17 protein-coding genes are annotated in these 17,591 nt (G+C 66.6%); 4 read left to right on the top strand and 13 right to left on the bottom strand.

What is annotated here, in order from left to right:
* Positions 1-265 precede the first annotated feature (265 nt).
* Entirely contained in the window at positions 266-1,339 is a 1,074-nt protein-coding gene (locus RBB39_RS11510; protein WP_045993477.1) for a 3-deoxy-7-phosphoheptulonate synthase, read from the top strand.
* A 182-nt stretch (positions 1,340-1,521) separates the two neighbouring features.
* On the opposite strand, the gene dinG is transcribed toward RBB39_RS11510, so the two are convergent.
* Together dinG and rhlB are read right to left on the bottom strand one after the other, a co-directional pair.
* Positions 1,522-3,669: an ATP-dependent DNA helicase DinG gene (gene dinG / locus RBB39_RS11505; protein WP_045993476.1), complete on the bottom strand. Its 2,148-nt coding sequence runs from the start codon at positions 3,667-3,669 to the stop codon at positions 1,522-1,524.
* Between the two features lie 102 nt (positions 3,670-3,771).
* Positions 3,772-5,046 carry an ATP-dependent RNA helicase RhlB gene (rhlB, locus tag RBB39_RS11500; protein WP_045993475.1) on the bottom strand — a complete coding sequence of 425 codons (1,275 nt, stop codon included), beginning with the start codon at positions 5,044-5,046 and terminating at the stop codon, positions 3,772-3,774.
* Between the two features lie 214 nt (positions 5,047-5,260).
* On the opposite strand from rhlB, the gene RBB39_RS11495 reads away from it, so the two are divergent.
* Together RBB39_RS11495 and xthA are read left to right on the top strand one after the other, a co-directional pair.
* Positions 5,261-5,524 carry a hypothetical protein gene (locus RBB39_RS11495; protein WP_045993474.1) on the top strand — a complete coding sequence of 88 codons (264 nt, stop codon included), beginning with the start codon at positions 5,261-5,263 and terminating at the stop codon, positions 5,522-5,524.
* On the top strand, positions 5,524-6,339 hold the full coding sequence (xthA, locus tag RBB39_RS11490; RefSeq protein WP_045993473.1) for an exodeoxyribonuclease III: 816 nt from the start codon (positions 5,524-5,526) through the stop codon (positions 6,337-6,339). Before RBB39_RS11495 ends, xthA begins: the two co-directional genes overlap by 1 nt.
* A gap of 148 nt (positions 6,340-6,487) precedes the next feature.
* Here xthA and RBB39_RS11485 read toward each other — a convergent pair whose 3' ends face one another.
* The 11 genes from RBB39_RS11485 to RBB39_RS11435 form a co-directional block, all read right to left on the bottom strand.
* Positions 6,488-7,141 (bottom strand): SCO family protein, encoded by a 654-nt coding sequence (locus RBB39_RS11485; RefSeq protein ID WP_315900860.1) that lies wholly within the window; start codon positions 7,139-7,141, stop codon positions 6,488-6,490.
* Between the two features lie 126 nt (positions 7,142-7,267).
* Entirely contained in the window at positions 7,268-7,705 is a 438-nt protein-coding gene (locus RBB39_RS11480; protein WP_045993472.1) for a copper chaperone PCu(A)C, read from the bottom strand.
* 100 nt (positions 7,706-7,805) lie between these two features.
* Positions 7,806-8,141, bottom strand: a complete 336-nt coding sequence (locus tag RBB39_RS11475) for a hypothetical protein (protein ID WP_045993471.1) — start codon at positions 8,139-8,141, stop codon at positions 7,806-7,808.
* A 51-nt stretch (positions 8,142-8,192) separates the two neighbouring features.
* Positions 8,193-9,407, bottom strand: coding sequence for a lipopolysaccharide assembly protein LapB (locus tag RBB39_RS11470; protein WP_204248961.1), 1,215 nt, complete (start codon positions 9,405-9,407; stop codon positions 8,193-8,195).
* A gap of 33 nt (positions 9,408-9,440) precedes the next feature.
* A complete protein-coding gene (locus RBB39_RS11465) occupies positions 9,441-10,256 on the bottom strand; it encodes an energy transducer TonB (RefSeq protein ID WP_306169097.1) in 816 nt (271 codons plus the stop codon).
* Positions 10,253-10,663 (bottom strand): biopolymer transporter ExbD, encoded by a 411-nt coding sequence (locus RBB39_RS11460; protein WP_045993419.1) that lies wholly within the window; start codon positions 10,661-10,663, stop codon positions 10,253-10,255. Before RBB39_RS11460 ends, RBB39_RS11465 begins: the two co-directional genes overlap by 4 nt.
* Positions 10,656-11,195, bottom strand: coding sequence for a MotA/TolQ/ExbB proton channel family protein (locus tag RBB39_RS11455; RefSeq protein ID WP_045993418.1), 540 nt, complete (start codon positions 11,193-11,195; stop codon positions 10,656-10,658). The genes RBB39_RS11460 and RBB39_RS11455 overlap by 8 nt, the downstream gene beginning before the upstream one ends.
* On the bottom strand, positions 11,173-12,639 hold the full coding sequence (locus tag RBB39_RS11450; protein WP_239452567.1) for a MotA/TolQ/ExbB proton channel family protein: 1,467 nt from the start codon (positions 12,637-12,639) through the stop codon (positions 11,173-11,175). Before RBB39_RS11450 ends, RBB39_RS11455 begins: the two co-directional genes overlap by 23 nt.
* Positions 12,639-13,493 carry a DUF3450 domain-containing protein gene (locus RBB39_RS11445; RefSeq protein WP_083970470.1) on the bottom strand — a complete coding sequence of 285 codons (855 nt, stop codon included), beginning with the start codon at positions 13,491-13,493 and terminating at the stop codon, positions 12,639-12,641. Before RBB39_RS11445 ends, RBB39_RS11450 begins: the two co-directional genes overlap by 1 nt.
* Positions 13,494-13,798: 305 nt before the next feature.
* Positions 13,799-14,725, bottom strand: a complete 927-nt coding sequence (locus RBB39_RS11440; RefSeq protein ID WP_045993417.1) for an electron transfer flavoprotein subunit alpha/FixB family protein — start codon at positions 14,723-14,725, stop codon at positions 13,799-13,801.
* Positions 14,722-15,474, bottom strand: coding sequence for an electron transfer flavoprotein subunit beta/FixA family protein (locus RBB39_RS11435; protein WP_045993416.1), 753 nt, complete (start codon positions 15,472-15,474; stop codon positions 14,722-14,724). The genes RBB39_RS11440 and RBB39_RS11435 overlap by 4 nt, the downstream gene beginning before the upstream one ends.
* A 379-nt stretch (positions 15,475-15,853) precedes the next feature.
* Between RBB39_RS11435 and RBB39_RS11430 the strand changes: the two genes are divergently transcribed.
* A complete protein-coding gene (locus tag RBB39_RS11430; protein WP_045993415.1) occupies positions 15,854-17,521 on the top strand; it encodes an electron transfer flavoprotein-ubiquinone oxidoreductase in 1,668 nt (555 codons plus the stop codon).
* The last annotated feature ends 70 nt before the right edge of the window (positions 17,522-17,591 follow it).

The following is a 17,591-nucleotide window of genomic DNA, read 5'->3' as shown; positions in this document are numbered from 1 at the left end:
GGACCCTCGGTCTGGCCCTTGGCAACAGGGTGCCACCTTTCGCCTGTCGGCGATGTATAGGTCATGGGTCTCGTCATGATAAAAGGCACAAGTGTTCCTGTTTCCTTGGCTCGCATCAAGCGTTCTCTGAGTGCATCTCTCGACGCCGCTCCGACATCGGGTGCGCGACAAGGTTCCCTCAGGCGATTGAATTTACCCCTCCCTCAAGGGATAGTAGAGCCACGCAGAAACGTCAGCGCTGACACGATACACACAGGTAGACCTCATGTCCGACAAGCAGGTGAACAACCTCAACGTCCTGGCCCAGGATGTTCTCGTCACTCCTGAGCAGTTGAAGCAGGAAATTCCTCTTTCTCCCGAGGCCGAGGCCACGGTGATCGAGGGCCGCAAGACCGTGCAGAACATCCTCGACGGCACCGATCCCAGGCTGCTGATGGTGGTGGGCCCCTGCTCGATCCACGATGTGGACGCCGCGCTGGACTACGCTCGTCGCCTGCGCCGCCTGGCCGACGAGGTCAAGGACAGCCTGTACATCGTGATGCGCGTCTACTTCGAGAAGCCGCGCACCACCGTGGGCTGGAAGGGCCTGATCAACGACCCCCACCTGAACGGCTCCTTCGAGATCGAGGAAGGCCTGCACATCGCCCGTCGCCTGCTGGTGGAGCTCTCCGAGCTGGGCCTGCCGCTGGCCACCGAGGCACTCGACCCGATCTCGCCCCAGTATCTGCAGGACTGCATCAGCTGGTCGGCCATCGGCGCCCGCACCACCGAGTCCCAGACCCACCGCGAGATGTCCTCCGGCCTGTCATGCCCGGTGGGCTTCAAGAACGGCACCGACGGCAGCCTCGACGTGGCCGTCAATGCGCTGCAGTCGGTCGCTCACCCGCACAACTTCCTGGGCATCGACCAGCAGGGCCAGGTGGCGATCATCCGCACCCGTGGCAACGCCTATGCCCACGTCGTGCTGCGCGGGGGCAACGGCAAGCCGAACTACGACAGCGTCAGCGTAGCGCTGGCCGAGCAGGAGCTGAAGAAGGCCGGGGTCAAGCCCAACATCATGATCGACTGCTCCCACGCCAACTCCAACAAGGACGCCGCCCTGCAGCCGCTGGTGCTCGACAACGTCACCCACCAGATTCTCGACGGCAACCGTTCGATCATCGGCCTGATGGTCGAGTCCAACATCGGCTGGGGCAACCAGAAGATCACCGAGGACCTGAGCGAAATGGCCTACGGCGTCTCCGTGACCGACGCCTGCATCGACTGGGACACCACCGTGGAGGCCTTCCGCAGCATGAACGAACGCCTGGCCCCGGAGCTGGCAAAGCGGGTGAATTGATTCGTCCCTGGTGCGGGGCAAGGGGCTGAAAGGTCCTGGTGCCAGGCGCCAGCGACGCCATCATCCCCAGCGCCAGCAAAGCTCGCCACAGCCATGCCCACGACAGCAAGGAGCCCGCCAATCTGGCGGGCTCCTTGTTTTTGGCCGGTGTATCACGCCTGGGTCGCGAGGCGCGGCTTCCCTCAGCCGGCCTGGCTTACGCCGTCGATCTCGCGCACGAAGGGCGGCAAAGCGTCGAGCAGCGCCCGGCCGTAACGGCGGGTCAGCACGCGGCGATCCAGCAAGGTGATGCGGCCACGGTCGGCCTCCTTGCGGATCAACCGGCCACAGGCCTGGACCAGCTTGATCGAGGCATCCGGCACGCTGATGCGCATGAACGGGTTGCCGCCCTGGCTCTCGATCCATTCCGCCAGCGTCGCTCCCACCGGGTCGTCCGGCACGGCGAACGGCAGCCGCGTGATCACCACATGGGTCAGGTAGTCGCCGGGCAGGTCGATGCCCTCCGCGAAGCTCGCCAGACCGAACAGGATGCTGCCTTCGCCGGCGTCGATACGCTGGCGATGGCGGCTGACCAGCTCACGCTTGGGCAGACGGTCCTGGGCCAGCACCCGCTCTCGGCGCTCCCGCGACAGGGCCTTCTCCACCCCGCGCAGCTGGGCCCGGGACGAGAACAGCACCAGCACCGCTTCCTTGTCGTCGAGAGCCTCGACGAAGTCGACGATGGCGCGCTCGTGGCCGTCACGGTCGGCGGGGTCCACCGCCTCCCGGGGCACGCTGAGCACCGCCCGGGAATAGTCGAAGGGACTCGGCAGACGCTGGTAGCGATAGCGGTTGGCCAGCCCCGCCCTCTCCTGCAGGCGCTCGAAACGGCCCAGGGCGGTCAGGGTGGCCGAGGTCACCACAGCGCCGTGACAGCGCCCCCACAACGAACGTGCCAGGGTATGGGCTGCGGATACCGGACTGGCCGAGAAGATCAGCTCCGGCTCGCCCTGGAAGCGCTCCAGGGTCAGCCAGCGTGCCCGCGGCGGCGCGTCCGCCGGATCGCCCTCGGCAAAGGCCTGCCACAGGGCGTGGGCCTCCAGCGCCCGGCCGTGCAGCAGCGCCAGCAGCGGCAGCCAGGCCTCGGCCTGCTCCCGGGCAAGGCCGGTGGACTTCTCCGGGTCCAGGCTCTCGCGCAGGATGTCGGTCATCGACTCGAGCAGACGGCAGAGCTCGGCGAAGGGCACCACCAGCGCCTCGGCCTGGGCCCGCAGGGCCTCGGGCACACGCCCCATCTCGAAGCGGTGCTGAGCACCGTCCTCGTCGTCGTTGAGCCCATGGGGCCGCTCGGCCAGCTGGTGGCCCAGCGCAAACACCTCGCCCAGGCGTGGCTCCAGCGCTTCCATCGCGGTGGGCAGCGCGCCCAGCAGTCGCGCCAGGGTCGGCTGCACACCCAGGGCCGTATTCAGCTCGGTCAGCGAGCCCCTGAGGTTTCTTAGCCAGCGCAGCCCGCCGCCCACGCTGAAGCGATGGGTGAAGTGGGAGATCGCCTTGTCCGGCAGGTGGTGGCCCTCGTCGAAGACGTAGATACAGTCGGCAGGGTCGGGCAGCACCAGGCCGCCGCCGAGCGCCAGATCCGCCAGCACCAGGTCATGGTTGGCGACGATGACGTCGGCCTGATCCAGGTCGCGCCGGGCACGAAAGAAGGCACAGGCACCGAAGTGCCCGCAGCGGCGATTGGTGCACTGGCGGTGATCCACCGTCAGTCGCCGCCAATGGCTATCGTCGATGGCCTCGCCCCAGCTATCGCGATCCCCTTCCCAGCGACCGTTGCCGTAGGCGTCTCCCATGGCGGCCACCAGCGCCTTGAAGTCATCGCCGGTGGCGGCGTCCAGGCTCTGCTCGAACAGCGACAGCGTCGGGTTTTCCTCGGCGCCGTCCATGGCCGCGTCGAGCTTGGCCACGCACACATAGCGCCCGCGCCCCTTGGCCAGAGCAAAGTCGAAGGACAGTCCGCTGTGGGCCTTCAGCGACGGCAGGTCCTGGTGCAGCACCTGCTCCTGCAGCGCCACCGTGGCGGTGGCCAGCACCAGGCGCTTGCCGCGCGCCTTGGCCACCGGCAACGCCGCCAGCAGGTAGGCCAGGGTCTTGCCGGTACCTGTGCCCGCCTCCAGCACACAGACGTGCTCGTCGCTCACCCGCTTGCCATCCTCATCGGTCTCGATGCCGGCCAGGGTGCGGGAGATCTCGGCGATCATCAGCCGCTGGCCGTAGCGCGGGGTCAGCTCCAGCGCCTCCAGCACCCGACGATAGGCGCTTTGAATCTCGCTCTTGAGGGCGTCGTCTAGCATGGCGGGTCCACGACAATTGAGAAAAAGGACAAGGGGGAGAGACGCAAAGGGCCGGCGCTGGGCCGGCCCTGACTGCGTACAAGCGTCAAACGCCTGACGGGCTTACAGAAGCCCTTCCGGCGGATGCTCGCAGGGCAGCTTGTCGCCGATGAAGCGCTCGATTTCGGGCAGCGAGAAGGCGTCTTCTTCACCCACGAAGCTGATCGACACGCCCTTGGCGCCGGCACGGCCGGTGCGCCCGATGCGGTGGACGTAGTCCTCCGGATCCTCGGGCAGGGTGTAGTTGATCACGTGGCTGACGTCCTCGATATGGATGCCACGGCCGGCCACGTCGGTGGCCACCAGCACCTGAATCTCGCCCTCGCGGAACTGCTCCAGGGTGCGGATGCGCTGGTTCTGCGGCACATCGCCGGACAGCATGGCCACATTGATGTCGGCCTTCTTCAGCAGCTCCAGCAGCTTGCGCACCAGATCGCGGCGATTGCCGAACACCATCACCCGGTCGAACGACTCCTGCTGCAGCAGGTTGACCAGCAGTCGCTGCTTGTCTTCGTCGCCCACCATGTACACCCGCTGATCGATATCGGCGGCGTTATCCACGGTGACCGCGATCTCGACGTGGGCCGGCTGATGGGTCCACTGGCTGGCCAGGTTGAGGATGTCCTCGGTGAAGGTCGCGGAGAACAGGAAGGTCTGCCGCTCTTCGGTCTTCGGCGTGTAGCGGATGATGCGCTTGACGTCGGGAATGAAGCCCATCGACAGCATGCGATCGGCCTCGTCCAGCACCAGCACCTCGACCTGACCGAGGTCGATGTCTCGCTTCTGCTGGAAGTCCAGAAGGCGGCCCGGAGTGGCCACCAGGATATCGACGTTGCCGGCAAGCCCCTCGCGCTGCTTCTGGTAATCCATGCCACCGACGACGCTGGTCACCTTGAGCGAGGTGAAGCGCGCCAGGGCCTTGGCGTCCTTCTCGATCTGCAAGGCAAGCTCGCGGGTCGGCGCCACGATCAGTGCGCGCGGCGTCCCCGGCTTCTGGCCATCCGGCACCTCCTCCTCGAGGAAGTAGGCCATCATGGAAATCAGGAAGGCGGCGGTCTTGCCGGTACCGGTCTGGGCCTTGCCCACCACGTCTCCACCCATCAGGGTGTGGGTGAGGGCCTCGGCCTGAATCGGCGTGCAGTACTCGAACCCGAGCGCATGGATGGCGCGCATCAGCGGCAGCGGCAGATCGAAGTCGTGGAACCGCCACTTGCCCGCCACGGCGGGCACCTGAAACTGGCGCAGATCCCAGTTGGACTGGCGGCGCCTCGGCTTGCGGCGACGACGCTTGGGCTTGCGGCTCTCGGCCGGTGCGGTGGTCTGTTCCGACTCGCTCATAGGCTGTGCTGTGTGTCCGTCTCGAAGAGAAGTTGAAGGAAAGCGGAAAGCGTCGAGGCAACGGCACAGGGCCCCCTCGAGTTTCCTCAAGCCGGGTATTGTACCAGCGTCTGGCCGTTTGGGCTTGCCCGATGCGCATCGAATCGTGTCTAGCGGCTGTCCTGGCGGCCCCGCACTGATAGAATGTGCCCATTGAATACAGGAGCCCCGCGTCATGACACGCCGCAAGAAGACCCGTTCCCTGGCCGACAAGGTGACCATCCGTACCGGTCGGCGCAAGGACTACAAGCAGTGGCGCCACGAAAATCCCGATGAGGTCACCTCATCACGGCGCTTCTCCGCCAAGAAGCGCCAGCAGCGCAAGGCCCAGGCCGCACGCCGGCTGGAGCGCATGCGCGCCGCCCCGTCGATCGAGATTCACCCCGAAGGCAAGGGGCCGGACAGCAGTAACAGCGACAGCAACAAGGGAGAGCAGTAATGCGCCTGGTGTGCTTCAACATCAACGGCATCCGCGCACGCCTGCACCAGCTCGAGGCGCTGATCGCCTCCCACCAGCCCGACCTGATCGGTTTGCAGGAAACCAAGGTCCAGGACAGTGAATTCCCCCGCGAGGCGGTGGAAGCCATGGGCTACCAGGTGCACTTCCATGGCCAGAAGGGTCACTACGGCGTCGCCATGCTGACCCGCGAGGCCCCGGAGGAGGTTCGCTATGGCTTTCCCGACGACGGTGAAGACGCCCAGCGCCGCATGATCGGCGTGCGTCTGCGCGCCGCCGACGGCGAGCATGTATGGGTCTACAACGGCTATTTCCCCCAGGGCGAGAACATCGAGCACCCGACCAAGTTTCCCCACAAGCGCGCCTTCTACGCCCAGCTCCAGCGCCTGCTCGACGAGGACCACTCCCCCAGCGAACGCCTGGCCGTGATGGGCGACTTCAACATCTCGCCTGCCGACATCGATATCGGCATCGGCGAGGCCAGCCGCAAGCGCTGGCTGCGCGAAGGCAAGACCAGCTTTCAGCCGATCGAGCGCGAATGGCTGGATGGCATCAAGGCCTGGGGCCTCGAGGACAGCTATCGCCGCCTCTACCCCGAGGTGGACGATCGTTTCAGCTGGTTCGACTATCGCTCGAAGGGCTTCGATCGCGAACCCAAGCGGGGCCTTCGCATCGACCATATCCTGACCACGGCATCGCTGTCCGAGCGCGTCACCGACGCCGGCATCGATTACGACCTGCGCGCCATGGAAAAGCCCTCGGACCACGCCCCGGTGTGGACCGAACTGGATCTTTAGAACTTCACAACACCACGCGCGGCACCAGAGACTGCATCAAGCTGCCACGCAGCGAGGCGTGAAGGCGCGTTACCATCGAGACGCGAAAGGGCCACTTCAGGTGGCCCTTTGCTTTTCCAGCTGCATTTTTGCAAGAAGATGGGGACCTCTACCCCTTCTCCACCAGCCTTCGGATGTCTGCGGCGATGGAGTCCACCGGATCGGTGTCACGCATCAGCAGACGGGCGTCGCCGCCTGAATCGAAGGCGAAGATGGCGCTGGAATGGTCGACGTCGTAGCTGCCGTCGGCCTCGGGTTCGCCTAGACGATAGCTGACGCGGTAGCGGTTGGTGACCGCGTCGAGGGCCGCCTTGTCGCCGGTCAGGCCGATAAAGCGCGGCCCAAAGGCTTCGGTATAGGCGTCGAGCACTTCGGGGCTGTCGCGCTCGGGATCCACCGAGACGAACAGCACCCGGACGGCGTCGCGGGTGGGCTCGTCGAGTTCCCGAATCGCCGCTGACAGCCGCGCCAGCGCGGTGGGACAGACGTCCGGGCAGTGGGTGAAGCCGAAGTAGACCAGGGTCGTCTTGCCAGCGTAGTCACCCTCATCGACAGGCTGGCCGTTCTCGTCGATCAGCTCGAAGTCCAGCGCCGGCATGGCGTCGGAGATGTCGGTGCCACGCCAGTTGACGTCCTCGCAGCCGGCAAGGGCAAACAGCGCTGTGGTAAGCAGCAGTGCCGCACCAGCCCTGGCGACTGCCTGGCTCGCACCAGCTCCCCTTCTCTGCACCCTGCCATTGCCGCCGGTCCTGCCCTGTCGCATTGCCAACCTCGTAGCTTTCATTTCATGGGCCGTTGTCTCGGCTCTACTTTGCAGCCCCTGCTCCCGACACCGTTCTCTCGACATCACTTTGCCGACCTAACTGTCTCAGCTGTCTCAAGACCGTCGTTACAGCGCCGCCGGCGAGACCACCTCGAAGGTCGTCTCGACGCGCTCGTCCCCTTCGAGGATCAGGCGGACCTCGACTTCATCGCCAATGTTCAGCGACTGTTGCGGCTTCATGAACATCAGGTGATAACCCTGAGGGGCGAACTCGCGGGTCTCGCCGGGGGGCACTTCGAAGCGCTCGACGCCGTGCATCATGGCCATGCCGTCTTTCTCCATGCTCATGTGCAGCTCCACCGAGGCGTAGGCGTCGGTCTCTGCTCCGACCACCGCTGCCGGCTCGTCGCCCGCATTGTAGAGCTTGAAGTAACCGGCACCAGGGCGGTCGCCGGGCAGCATGCGCAGCCTGGCGTCGCTGATCTCTAGCTCGGCGGCAAGTACCGGGGTAGCCGCGAGCAGCGACAGCAGTCCGGCAACCAGGGTGCCCTTGAACATGCGCATGAAAACGTCTCCTTGAGAAAGTGCCGGCACGAGCCTGTGTCGACGAAGGTCGCTCAGTCGTCAAACGCCAACCAACACCGGTCACCGTCGATGGAGACCATCAGCACAGCGCCGACAGGCCACAGTGGGTATTGAAACGACGGGAGTTGACGTCCAGCTCCACCTCGCCGCTCTGGGTATCAAGATAGAAGGAGGCAAAGCCTTCGTCCGATGCCAGGCGATAGGAGCCGCACACGCCATAGCCGTAGCGCACCTCCTGCAAGTTGGCGAGCTCGATCGGTGCCGAGGTCTGAAGTGACGCCGCCAGGGCGGCGCGCGCGTCATCGTCCAGACGGCTGTCGGACATCGCCTGGGAGCCAAAGATGGCCGCCCCGAGCAGCACCACGGCCACCGCGGGAACGATGACCAGCAATATGAGGCTTCTGGAATTCTTCATGGGGCGAATTCTACGCTGAGGGTCATTTTTGCCACAAGGCAGCGAGCCGCCTCAGCCAGCGCCCTCATCGGAGGGTCGAGGTGAATCCGTGTCGCCGGAGCCAGGTTCAGCGGCCGCGCCCTGCCCCGTCTGCGAGCCCGCAGACAGCGCGCCCAGCCAGGTTTTCGCCTCGTCCTCGCCCTTGGCGAGTGCGCGGTTCAATGCCTCGCGTGCGGTCTGTTCGCGGCCCCAGCCTGCGGCAATCTGTCCCAACCGGAGCCAGTCCGAGCCAGCGTCGGAACGCTCGGCAAGAGTCTGCCAGGCGTCCAGCGCCTGGTCATGGTCGCGAGCCTGAAACCAGGCCTCGGCCAGCAACCGGCGACGTTGCTCGCTATCCTCGAGGACGCCTTCCGCCAGCGCCCGTTCGAGCAGCTCGGCGGCGCGTGCGGGGGTACCGGCGGCCAGGTGGAGCTCGATGCGACGTTCAAGGTCATCGTTGCCGGACAGGGCGCCCTGACGCCAGCCGGCCTCCCACAGCGCCGCGGCCCGGACCGGATCACCCAGGCGCTGAGCCATGGCCGCGGCCCGGCGCCAGGCATCGGCATCAGCAGGATCGGTGGCAAGCCGCGCCTCCAGGGCCGCCAGGGCCTGCTCGAGACGACCGCTCTTGTGCATCACGCCACCGGCGAAATCGAGCCGCGCCTGACTCGGCTGCGGGTCCGCCGCCTTGGCCCGTTCGACCCCGTCGGCGGCGGCCTCCCAGTCCTCGTCGGCGGCCGCCAGCTCGGCCAGGGTCCACAGCGCCTCGACATCCTCGTGGCGCGATAGCCAGTCCTCCAGCAGCGCCCGCGCCTGCTGACGTTGCTGCGCCTGAATACGCTGTTCAATCTCCTGGCGCAGCCAGCGATCCCGCTGGGCCTGCTCGACCCCATCGATCCGACGGGCGCTGGCCAGGTGATCGGCGGCCTCCTCGGACCGGTTCTGGGCCGACACCGCCCCGGCGGCAAGCTGCAGGTACAGCGCCCTGGACCAGCGGTCCGAGGCGTTGCCTCCGGTGAGCCGCTCGGCCTGGCTCTCGGCCTTGGCCTCGACCCCTGCCGGGTCGTCGGCCAGGCGCTGCTCGAGCCCTTTCAGGTCGGCGATGATGCCACCGGACAGGGTCGGTGCAGCGCTTGCCGCAGGACTTGCCAGTGCGCCGGCCAGACCCGCCATCAGGCCCAGCGCCAGGGCGGCACCAGTGCCTTGCAGGTAGCGCCCCAGCGGGGTGGTCTTCAACAGTACTGCCATGGCGATCGACCCCTTGTGTGGCTATCTCGATGTCTATCTCAACTGGAACTCGAGTCGTTGACGCGCCCGCCGAAGCCCTGACGCCGCCTCGAAGCGCCAGCCGGCGATGGCCTGACGCGCAGCGTCCTCGAACACCCGGCGGGGGCTGGCCTCGATTACCTGAATGCTGCCGCGATCGACGCTGCCGTCGGCGCGGATGATAAATTGCATCACCACGTAGCCCTCGAGCCCACGACGCTGGGCCCGGCGCGGGTACTCCGGCGGCACCTTGCGCGTGGCCCGGGCCGAGGTGCCCACGTCCACCGGCTCGTTGGAGGCAGGCGCGGCGGCGCCGGCCCCCGCCGCACTGGCGCTGCCCGTGTTGCTGGTCGCATTGGTGGCCACGCTGGGCGCTGGCGTTGGCTGTGGTGCGGGCTCGGGCTGCGGTGCGGGCTCAGGCTGCGGCGTCGGCTCCGGCCGGGGTTTCGGTTCGGGCCTGGGCTCAGGTTCGGGCTCAGGTTCTGGCGGCGTCTCGGTCAACTCCGGCAAGGCGCTGTCCAGCGCCTTGGGCTCTCGTGGCGGCGGTACCACCTCGGGGTCCGGCAGCTGGATCTCGCTGACAGCGGTCTGGGCCGGGCTCGGCGGCGGCGGCGCGGCGGCCACCGGCGGTGGAGGTGGCGGCGCCGATGCCGAAGCAGCGGAGGCCTCCGCCGGGGCCTCGGCCTGGGGCGCCACCGCCTCGGCCAGACTTAGGGTAATCTCCTTGCGCAGCTCAGGCTCGGCCTCCGGTGGCACCACCAGCAGCGCCAGCAGGGCGAAAAGTACCAGGGTCAGCAGGCTACCCGCCGCCAGAGAGACCACTCGCCTCATGCGTCGGAGCTCCTTTCGGCGGCGACGGCAACCTTTTCGACACCGGCGTCGCGCAGCCGGTCCATGGTCTCGATCAGCACCCCGGTGGCGGCGTTGCGATCGGCCTGGATCACCACCGAGCCATCCTCGGAAAGCATGCCGGCGACGGTGGTGCCGACGCGATGGATGTCCACCGGCTCACCGTCCACCCACAAGGCGCCTTCCGGCGTGATCGCCACCAGCACCTGGACGTCGGGACGGGAAGAGGCGGCGCTGGACTCGGGCCGCTCGATCTCCACCCCGCTCTCCTTGATGAAGCTGGTGGTCACGATGAAGAAGATCAGCATGATGAAGACCACGTCCAGCATCGGGGTCAGGTTGACCTCGCTGGCCTCTTCGGCGCCGGCGGACAGTCGACGTCTACGCATGTGCATCCTCCGCGGCGCGGGCAAGGCGGTCGTGTAGCCGCTGATCCTCGCGCCGAATGATATGTTCAAGCCGTGTAATAAACAGAAGCCCCACCACCGACACCGCCATCCCGGTCAGGGTCGGCAAGGTGGCCCGGGCAACGCCGTCGGCCATGGCGCGGGCCTGGTTGCTGTCGGCCATGGACAGGCTGTCGAATACCGTGATCATGCCGGTCACGGTGCCGAGCAGTCCGAGCAGCGGGCAGATCACCACCAGGAGCTTCAACCAGGGCAAGGGGCCACGCAGGCGCCTGATCAGCTCCGTTACCCAGACCTCGCGCAGGGTGCGGGCACTCCAGCTCTGGTGATCGGGCCGCTCGACCCAGCGGCGCATCAGTTCGGCCCGGGCCGGGCGATAGTGGAAGCGAAAGAACCACCAGCGCTCGAGCCCAACCGAGAACAGCAGCATGGCCACCACGGCGATCACCACCAGCACCGGCCCGCCGGCGTCGATCAGCCGGACGAGGGGATCAAGCCAGGGGTGCATCGGCATGGCGCCTGCTTCCTTGCTTTGCGTCGGTGGCCGGTTGCAGGGCCTTGCGATCGGCTTCCAGACGGTCGGCCAGCACCGCGCTGGCGCGGCCTTCCATGGTGCCGATCAGGGCGCGCGAGCGTGACGACATGGCGGTATGGGCGAACAGCAGCGGTACCGCGGTGATCAGGCCCAGCACCGTGGTCACCAGCGCCTGACTGATACCGCCGGCCATCAACTGGGGGTCGCCGGTGCCGAACACCGTGATCGACTGAAAGGTCACGATCATGCCGGTCACCGTGCCCAGCAGGCCCAGCAGCGGCGCCACCGCAGCGAGCATCTTGACCAGTGCCTGGCCGCGCTCGAGACGCGGCTGCTCGGCCAGCATCGACTCGTCCAGACGTGCCTCCAGGGCTTCGGGAGCATGGCCTGCACCAAAGGCGTGGAAGCGCTGAAGCACCCGGCCCAGGGGGTTGTCATTGGACAGCTCATCCATGTTGGCGAGCTGGCGACGAGTGGTCATGCTGACCCGCAGCAGGTACAGATACTGGCCAAGGGCGATCAACAGGCCCAGGGCGCCCAGGGCGACCACCACATAGCCGACCGCACCGCCCTGATGGAAGCGCTCGAGCAGCGTGGGCTGGCGCGACAGCGCCTCGATCACCCGTCCGTCGGCAGGATCCACCGGCAGCAGCTGGCCATCGCCGGACTGATAAGCGTCGAGCACAGCGCCGACGCGCTCAGGGGTGTGCTCGAGGGCGGAGAGCCGCCCTTCTTCGCCGACCCGCTCGAGCAACTGGCCGCCGCCAAAGGCCATCAGGTCACCCACACGGGTCACCTGACGTGGCGCGACCTCACCGCTGCCTGCGGCCACCGGCGCCTCGAATCGACGCACCAGCCCGGTCTCGGCGGTCAGCCCCATCAGGCTGTCGGCCAGGGTCTCGATCTGGGCGACGGTCAGGATGGCGTCGTCGTCCAGCCGCGGCGGCAAATCGACGTCGGCGCCCAGGGTCAGCAGGCTCTGGCCGAGATCGTCTCTCAGTTCACCACTGGTGCCGGCCACCGCGCTAAACACCGCGTTGAGGTCGCCGCCCTCGGCATCACGCTGGGCACCGATCTCGTCCAGCGCCTGACGCGCCTCGGCCATCTCGGCCTCCAGACGCTCACGCTCTTCCCGGGCGGCGTCACGACGGGCCTCGGCCTCCTCGAGCGAGGCGGACAGCGCGTCACTGTCCTCCACCAGCTCGGCCAACCTCGCCTGATCACGTGCCTCGGCGGCCTCTCGCTCCAGCTTGAAGCTCGACAGTACGCTGTCGCTATCGCTGTGCTGCTGGGCCATGGCGGCAGGCGCAGCGGCGGCCAGCAGCGCGGTCACGGCGGCACCCAGCACCAGCCTGCGGGCGAGGCCCTTGCCCATCGAGTTGTGCCGATTCAGCGACACCGGGAAATCCGTCAAAGACACCATCAGGAACGCTCCTCGATCGGTTGGGTCAGCGGCAGCGTCAGCAGTTCCGGTGCACGCTGGTCACGCACGATCTGCAGGCCCTTCTCCACCTGGTCGCGCTCGGCAGCGGACAGCGACTGCCAATCTCCGTCGTTCCATACGCCACCGTTCTGGCCATCCGGGGTCAGGTAGTACCAGCCCACGCGTCCCAGTCGCAGGAAGTCGACCTCGCGGGTCTGATCGCCCTCTTCCAGGGTGCCGCGCCAGGCATCGAGATCGCGCCCATAGTCGAGCTCGGCACGCCAGGCCGCCAGCACCCGCTCAAGCTTCTCGGCTGCGGTCAGCTCGGGGTTGGCCAGGGAGGCCTCGAGCGACGCCACCCGGGCCTTGCGCTCGCCATGGAGGAATGGCACGTCCTGATCGACCCAGGCGTCGAGGCGGCGGGTCATGTCGTTCAACAGGCCCGGCAGGGCGTCGCGGGTCTCGGCCATGGTCGCCATGCCCTGACTGCGCTGCTCGAGGGTCGCCTTGAGCTGCTCGAGCTGGGGGGCCAACGCCTGGTTGTAGGACTGAAGCCGCTGGGCCTCCTGCTCGGCCTGGCGCAGCGCCTCGATACGCTGACGCACCTCGTCGTCGGCCTGGTCGATCCGCGCCTGCAGCTCGGCCTGGGTCGTCTGGGCCGCCAGGGCCTCGTCGCCGAGATTGTCCGCCGTGTTCTGTGCCTGGGCTACCCCGCTGTGCCCCAGCGCCAGCGCCAGCGCACAGGAGACGCCCAGCAGGCTGTTCCTTGCCGCTGCGCCAGCCGTCACCACATCGCTGGGGCTAGCCTGTGATGGCCCGGCGAAGGGCCGCCCGTTGATCTGCTTGTTCGCCATTCCAAGGCCTCCGACCTGCTCTCGCGCCGCCTTGGGGCGCCGCGTCAAATGCCACGACAGTACCCGAAACACGAATTGTTATCAATGCGAGCAAGGTGCCTCTACCCCGAGTTCATCGCTGTCAACACCTCCCGAGCAAGGGCATGGACGCCCCTGTCCGACAGCGGATCGGCACGCCTGGCGAGGGGTTGGCGGCCATGCACATCGATGCCAGACACCCACCAATAAAAACGCCGTGGCGTTGGCCGCCACGGCGTTTGTCAGCGTTGCCGGCCTAGCCGGCACACCGTTTCTACATCTTGCACTCAGAGCTTGCTGTCGAGTTCCGGAATGGCCTCGAACAGATCGGCCACCAGGCCATAGTCGGCGACCTGGAAGATCGGCGCCTCCTCGTCCTTGTTGATGGCGACGATGACCTTGGAGTCCTTCATCCCGGCCAGGTGCTGGATGGCACCGGAGATGCCCACGGCGATGTACAGGTCCGGCGCCACGATCTTGCCGGTCTGGCCGACCTGCATGTCGTTGGGCACGAAGCCGGCATCCACCGCCGCACGGGACGCACCGATGGCGGCGCCCAGCTTGTCGGCGATGTTGTCGAGGATCTTGAAGTTCTCGCCGCTGCCCATGCCGCGACCACCGGAGATGACCACGCGGGCAGCCCCCAGCTCGGGACGATCGCTCTTGGCCAGCTCTTCACCGACGAAGCTCGACAGGCTGTTGTCGATGCTCGCCTCGACCGGTTCGATGGCAGCGGAGCCACCCTGGCCGACGGCGTCGAAGGCAGTGGAACGCACGGTGATGACCTTGAGCGCGTCCTCGCTCTGGACGGTGGCGATGGCGTTGCCGGCGTAGATCGGACGCTTGAAGGTGTCGGCGCTCTCTACCGCGATGATCTCGGAGATCTGTGCCACGTCCTTCAGTGCCGCCAGGCGCGGCAGCACGTTCTTGCCGGTGGTGGAAGCGGCCGCCAGCACATGGCTGTAGTCGTCGGCCAGGGCCACCAGCAGGTCGGCGGTGGGCTCGGCCAGCAGGTGAGCGAAGGTCTCGCTGTCGGCGACACGCACCTTGCTGACACCATCCAGCTTGGCTGCGGCCTCGGCCACGGCGGCCACGTCCTGACCGGCGACCAGCACGTCGATATCACCACCGATAGCCTGGGCGGCGGCCACCACGTGGGCGGTGGCGTCGGCCAGCTGGCCATCGTGGTGTTCTGCCAGAACCAGAATGCTCATGAAATCACCTTCGCTTCATTCTTCAGTTTGTCCACCAGCTCGTCCACCGAGCCCACCTTGACGCCACCCTGGCGCTCGGCCGGCGGCTCGACCTTGACCAGCTTGAGACGGCTGGCCACCTCGACGCCCAGATCGGCCGGGGTCATCACGTCCATCGGCTTCTTCTTGGCCTTCATGATGTCCGGCAGCTTGGCGTAGCGCGGCTCGTTCAGGCGCAGGTCGGTAGTGACCACCGCCGGCAGCTTCAGCGACACCGTCTGCAGTCCGCCATCGATCTCGCGGATGACCTTGAGGGTCTCGCCTTCGACTTCCACCTCGGAGGCGAAGGTGCCCTGGGCCATGCCGGTCAGCGCGGCCAGCATCTGACCGGTCTGGTTGTTGTCGGAGTCGATCGCCTGCTTGCCGAGGATGACCAGCTGCGGCGCTTCCTTCTCGACCACCTTGGCCAGTGCCTTGGCCGCGCCCAGCGATTCAACGCGCTCGTCGCTCTCGACGTGGATGGCGCGATCGGCCCCCAGCGCCAGGGCCGTGCGCAGCTGTTCCTGCGCCGCCTTCGGCCCCACGGTCACCGCCACCACCTCGGTCGCCACGCCCTTCTCCTTCAAGCGCACCGCCTCTTCCACGGCGATTTCGCAGAAGGGATTCATGGCCATCTTGACGTTGGTCAAGTCAACGTCGCTGCCATCCGGCTTGACCCGGATCTTGACGTTGTAGTCGATGACGCGTTTGACCGCGACGAGTACTTTCATGTTGTCCTCGCTTGGTTCATCTGGGGAACCTTGAATGTAAGGAAGGAACCATCAACACGTTGGCGGTGACGGGCACCGCATCGATTTACGCATCGCGTGTCCCGAGAGGACACCACGATTGAGAACTTTTCGCTATGCCCTTATGCGTTTCATGCAAGCGTTTGATAGGGGCTCGGTGCGTACCTTCAATGTGCCACAGGCCGGGCCTTGGCAACAATCCCCGCATGCCGAGTCGACCATTGGGGAGGGTCGACCATCGTAAGGATGACCCGACGACGCTATTATGCCTATCATGGGACACACCGTGAAGCAAACGACCGTTTAAAATCTGTACGACGTTGGTGGCACCCCAACGTCACGCCGAGGAGGAAAGCACCCGATGGCAGAACAAGTAGAACGCGACACCATGGAGTTCGACGTGGTCATCGTCGGCGCCGGTCCGTCTGGACTGGCCGCCGCCTGCCGACTGATGCAGCAGGCCAACGAGGCCGAGCAGGAGCTGACCGTCTGCGTGGTCGAGAAGGGCTCCGAGGTGGGCGCCCATATTCTGTCCGGAGCGGTGCTCGAGCCCCGCGCGCTATTCGAGCTGTTCCCCGACTGGGAGGAGCGTGGCGCCCCGCTGACCACCCCGGCGGTGCGTGACGAGCTGTACCTGCTCAAGGACGCCGAGAAGGCCCAGAAGCTGCCCAACGCGCTGGTGCCCAAGAGCATGCACAACACCGGTGGCGACATCACCCGCTATGTGATCAGCGCCGGCAACCTGTGCCGCTGGCTGGCCGAACAGGCAGAGTCCCTGGGCGTCGAGATCTTCCCGGGCTTCGCCGCCCAGGACGCCATCGTCGAGGACGGCGTGGTACGCGGCATCCTGACCGGCGACATGGGCGTGGCCGCCGACGGCAGCGAGAAAGGCGGCTACGCACCGGGCATGGAGCTTCGTGCGAAATACACCCTGTTCGCCGAGGGCGCCCGTGGCCACATCGGCAAGCGCCTGATCCGCGAATTCCGCCTGGACGAGGGCAAGGATCCCCAGCACTACGGCATCGGTCTCAAGGAATTGTGGGACGTACCGGCGGAACAGCACGAGCCAGGGCTGGTGCTGCACGGCTCCGGCTGGCCGCTGGACAAGAACACCCACGGCGGCTGGTTTCTCTACCACGCCGAGAACCAGCAGGTGGTGGTCGGCCTGATCATGGACCTGGCCTACCAGAACCCCTACCTGTCGCCGTTCGACGAGTTCCAGCGGATGAAGCACCACCCGGTGCTCAAGCGCTACCTGGAAGGCGGCAAGCGGGTGGCCTACGGGGCCCGTGCCATCGCCAAGGGCGGCCTCAACTGCCTGCCGAAGATGACCTTCCCCGGCGGGCTGCTGATCGGCTGTGACGCCGGCACCCTCAACTTCGCCAAGATCAAGGGCATCCACACCGCCATGAAGTCCGGTCTGGTGGCGGCAGAAAGCGTGTTCGAGTCGCTCAAGGACGGCAACGAGGGCGGCGACGAACTCAAGGCGTTCGAGGCCAGGTGGCAGGACAGCTGGGCCTACAAGGAGCTCGAGCAGACCGCCAGCTTCGGTCCCGCGATCCACAAGTACGGCACCGTGGGCGGTGGGGCCTACAACTTCGTCGATCAGTTGCTCGGCGGCAAGCTGCCCAGGGTCCACGACACCACTGCGGACCATGCGGCGCTCAAACCCGCCAGCGAGTTCGAGAAGATCGACTACCCCAAGCCCGACGGCAAGCTGTCCTTCGACAAGCCCTCCTCGGTGTTCCTGTCCAACACCAATCACGAGGAAGACCAGCCCTGCCACCTCAAGCTCGAGGATTCGGAAATTCCGATCCACAAGAACCTGCCGGAGTACGCCGAGCCCGCTCAGCGCTACTGCCCCGCCGGGGTCTACGAAGTGGTCGAGGGTGACGATGGCCAGCCGCGTTTCCAGATCAACTTCCAGAACTGCGTCCACTGCAAGACCTGCGACATCAAGGACCCCGCCCAGAACATCACCTGGGTCGCCCCTGAAGGCGGCGGTGGTCCCAACTATCCCAATATGTGATCGCGGGCGGGCCGCGTCGCTGCCGAACGCGGCCCAACCATGACCCAGGGCGTTGACACGCCCGTTAGCC

It is taken from the genome of Halomonas sp. MMSF_3323 (assembly GCF_030733595.1).
Classification (GTDB): domain Bacteria; phylum Pseudomonadota; class Gammaproteobacteria; order Pseudomonadales; family Halomonadaceae; genus Halomonas; species Halomonas litopenaei.
Note: the sequence above shows the minus strand (reverse complement) of the source record. Positions and strands in the feature narration are given on the sequence as shown.

Excerpts from the sequence above, each read along its gene's own strand:
- RBB39_RS11510 (WP_045993477.1), top strand. The coding sequence starts at position 266 with ATGTCCGACAAGCAGGTGAACAACCTCAACGTCCTGGCCCAGGATGTT.
- dinG (WP_045993476.1), bottom strand. The coding sequence starts at position 3,669 with ATGCTAGACGACGCCCTCAAGAGCGAGATTCAAAGCGCCTATCGTCGG.
- rhlB (WP_045993475.1), bottom strand. The coding sequence starts at position 5,046 with ATGAGCGAGTCGGAACAGACCACCGCACCGGCCGAGAGCCGCAAGCCC.
- RBB39_RS11495 (WP_045993474.1), top strand. The coding sequence starts at position 5,261 with ATGACACGCCGCAAGAAGACCCGTTCCCTGGCCGACAAGGTGACCATC.
- xthA (WP_045993473.1), top strand. The coding sequence starts at position 5,524 with ATGCGCCTGGTGTGCTTCAACATCAACGGCATCCGCGCACGCCTGCAC.
- RBB39_RS11485 (WP_315900860.1), bottom strand. The coding sequence starts at position 7,141 with ATGCGACAGGGCAGGACCGGCGGCAATGGCAGGGTGCAGAGAAGGGGA.
- RBB39_RS11480 (WP_045993472.1), bottom strand. The coding sequence starts at position 7,705 with ATGCGCATGTTCAAGGGCACCCTGGTTGCCGGACTGCTGTCGCTGCTC.
- RBB39_RS11475 (WP_045993471.1), bottom strand. The coding sequence starts at position 8,141 with ATGAAGAATTCCAGAAGCCTCATATTGCTGGTCATCGTTCCCGCGGTG.
- RBB39_RS11470 (WP_204248961.1), bottom strand. The coding sequence starts at position 9,407 with ATGGCAGTACTGTTGAAGACCACCCCGCTGGGGCGCTACCTGCAAGGC.
- RBB39_RS11465 (WP_306169097.1), bottom strand. The coding sequence starts at position 10,256 with ATGAGGCGAGTGGTCTCTCTGGCGGCGGGTAGCCTGCTGACCCTGGTA.
- RBB39_RS11460 (WP_045993419.1), bottom strand. The coding sequence starts at position 10,663 with ATGCGTAGACGTCGACTGTCCGCCGGCGCCGAAGAGGCCAGCGAGGTC.
- RBB39_RS11455 (WP_045993418.1), bottom strand. The coding sequence starts at position 11,195 with ATGCCGATGCACCCCTGGCTTGATCCCCTCGTCCGGCTGATCGACGCC.
- RBB39_RS11450 (WP_239452567.1), bottom strand. The coding sequence starts at position 12,639 with ATGGTGTCTTTGACGGATTTCCCGGTGTCGCTGAATCGGCACAACTCG.
- RBB39_RS11445 (WP_083970470.1), bottom strand. The coding sequence starts at position 13,493 with ATGGCGAACAAGCAGATCAACGGGCGGCCCTTCGCCGGGCCATCACAG.
- RBB39_RS11440 (WP_045993417.1), bottom strand. The coding sequence starts at position 14,725 with ATGAGCATTCTGGTTCTGGCAGAACACCACGATGGCCAGCTGGCCGAC.
- RBB39_RS11435 (WP_045993416.1), bottom strand. The coding sequence starts at position 15,474 with ATGAAAGTACTCGTCGCGGTCAAACGCGTCATCGACTACAACGTCAAG.
- RBB39_RS11430 (WP_045993415.1), top strand. The coding sequence starts at position 15,854 with ATGGCAGAACAAGTAGAACGCGACACCATGGAGTTCGACGTGGTCATC.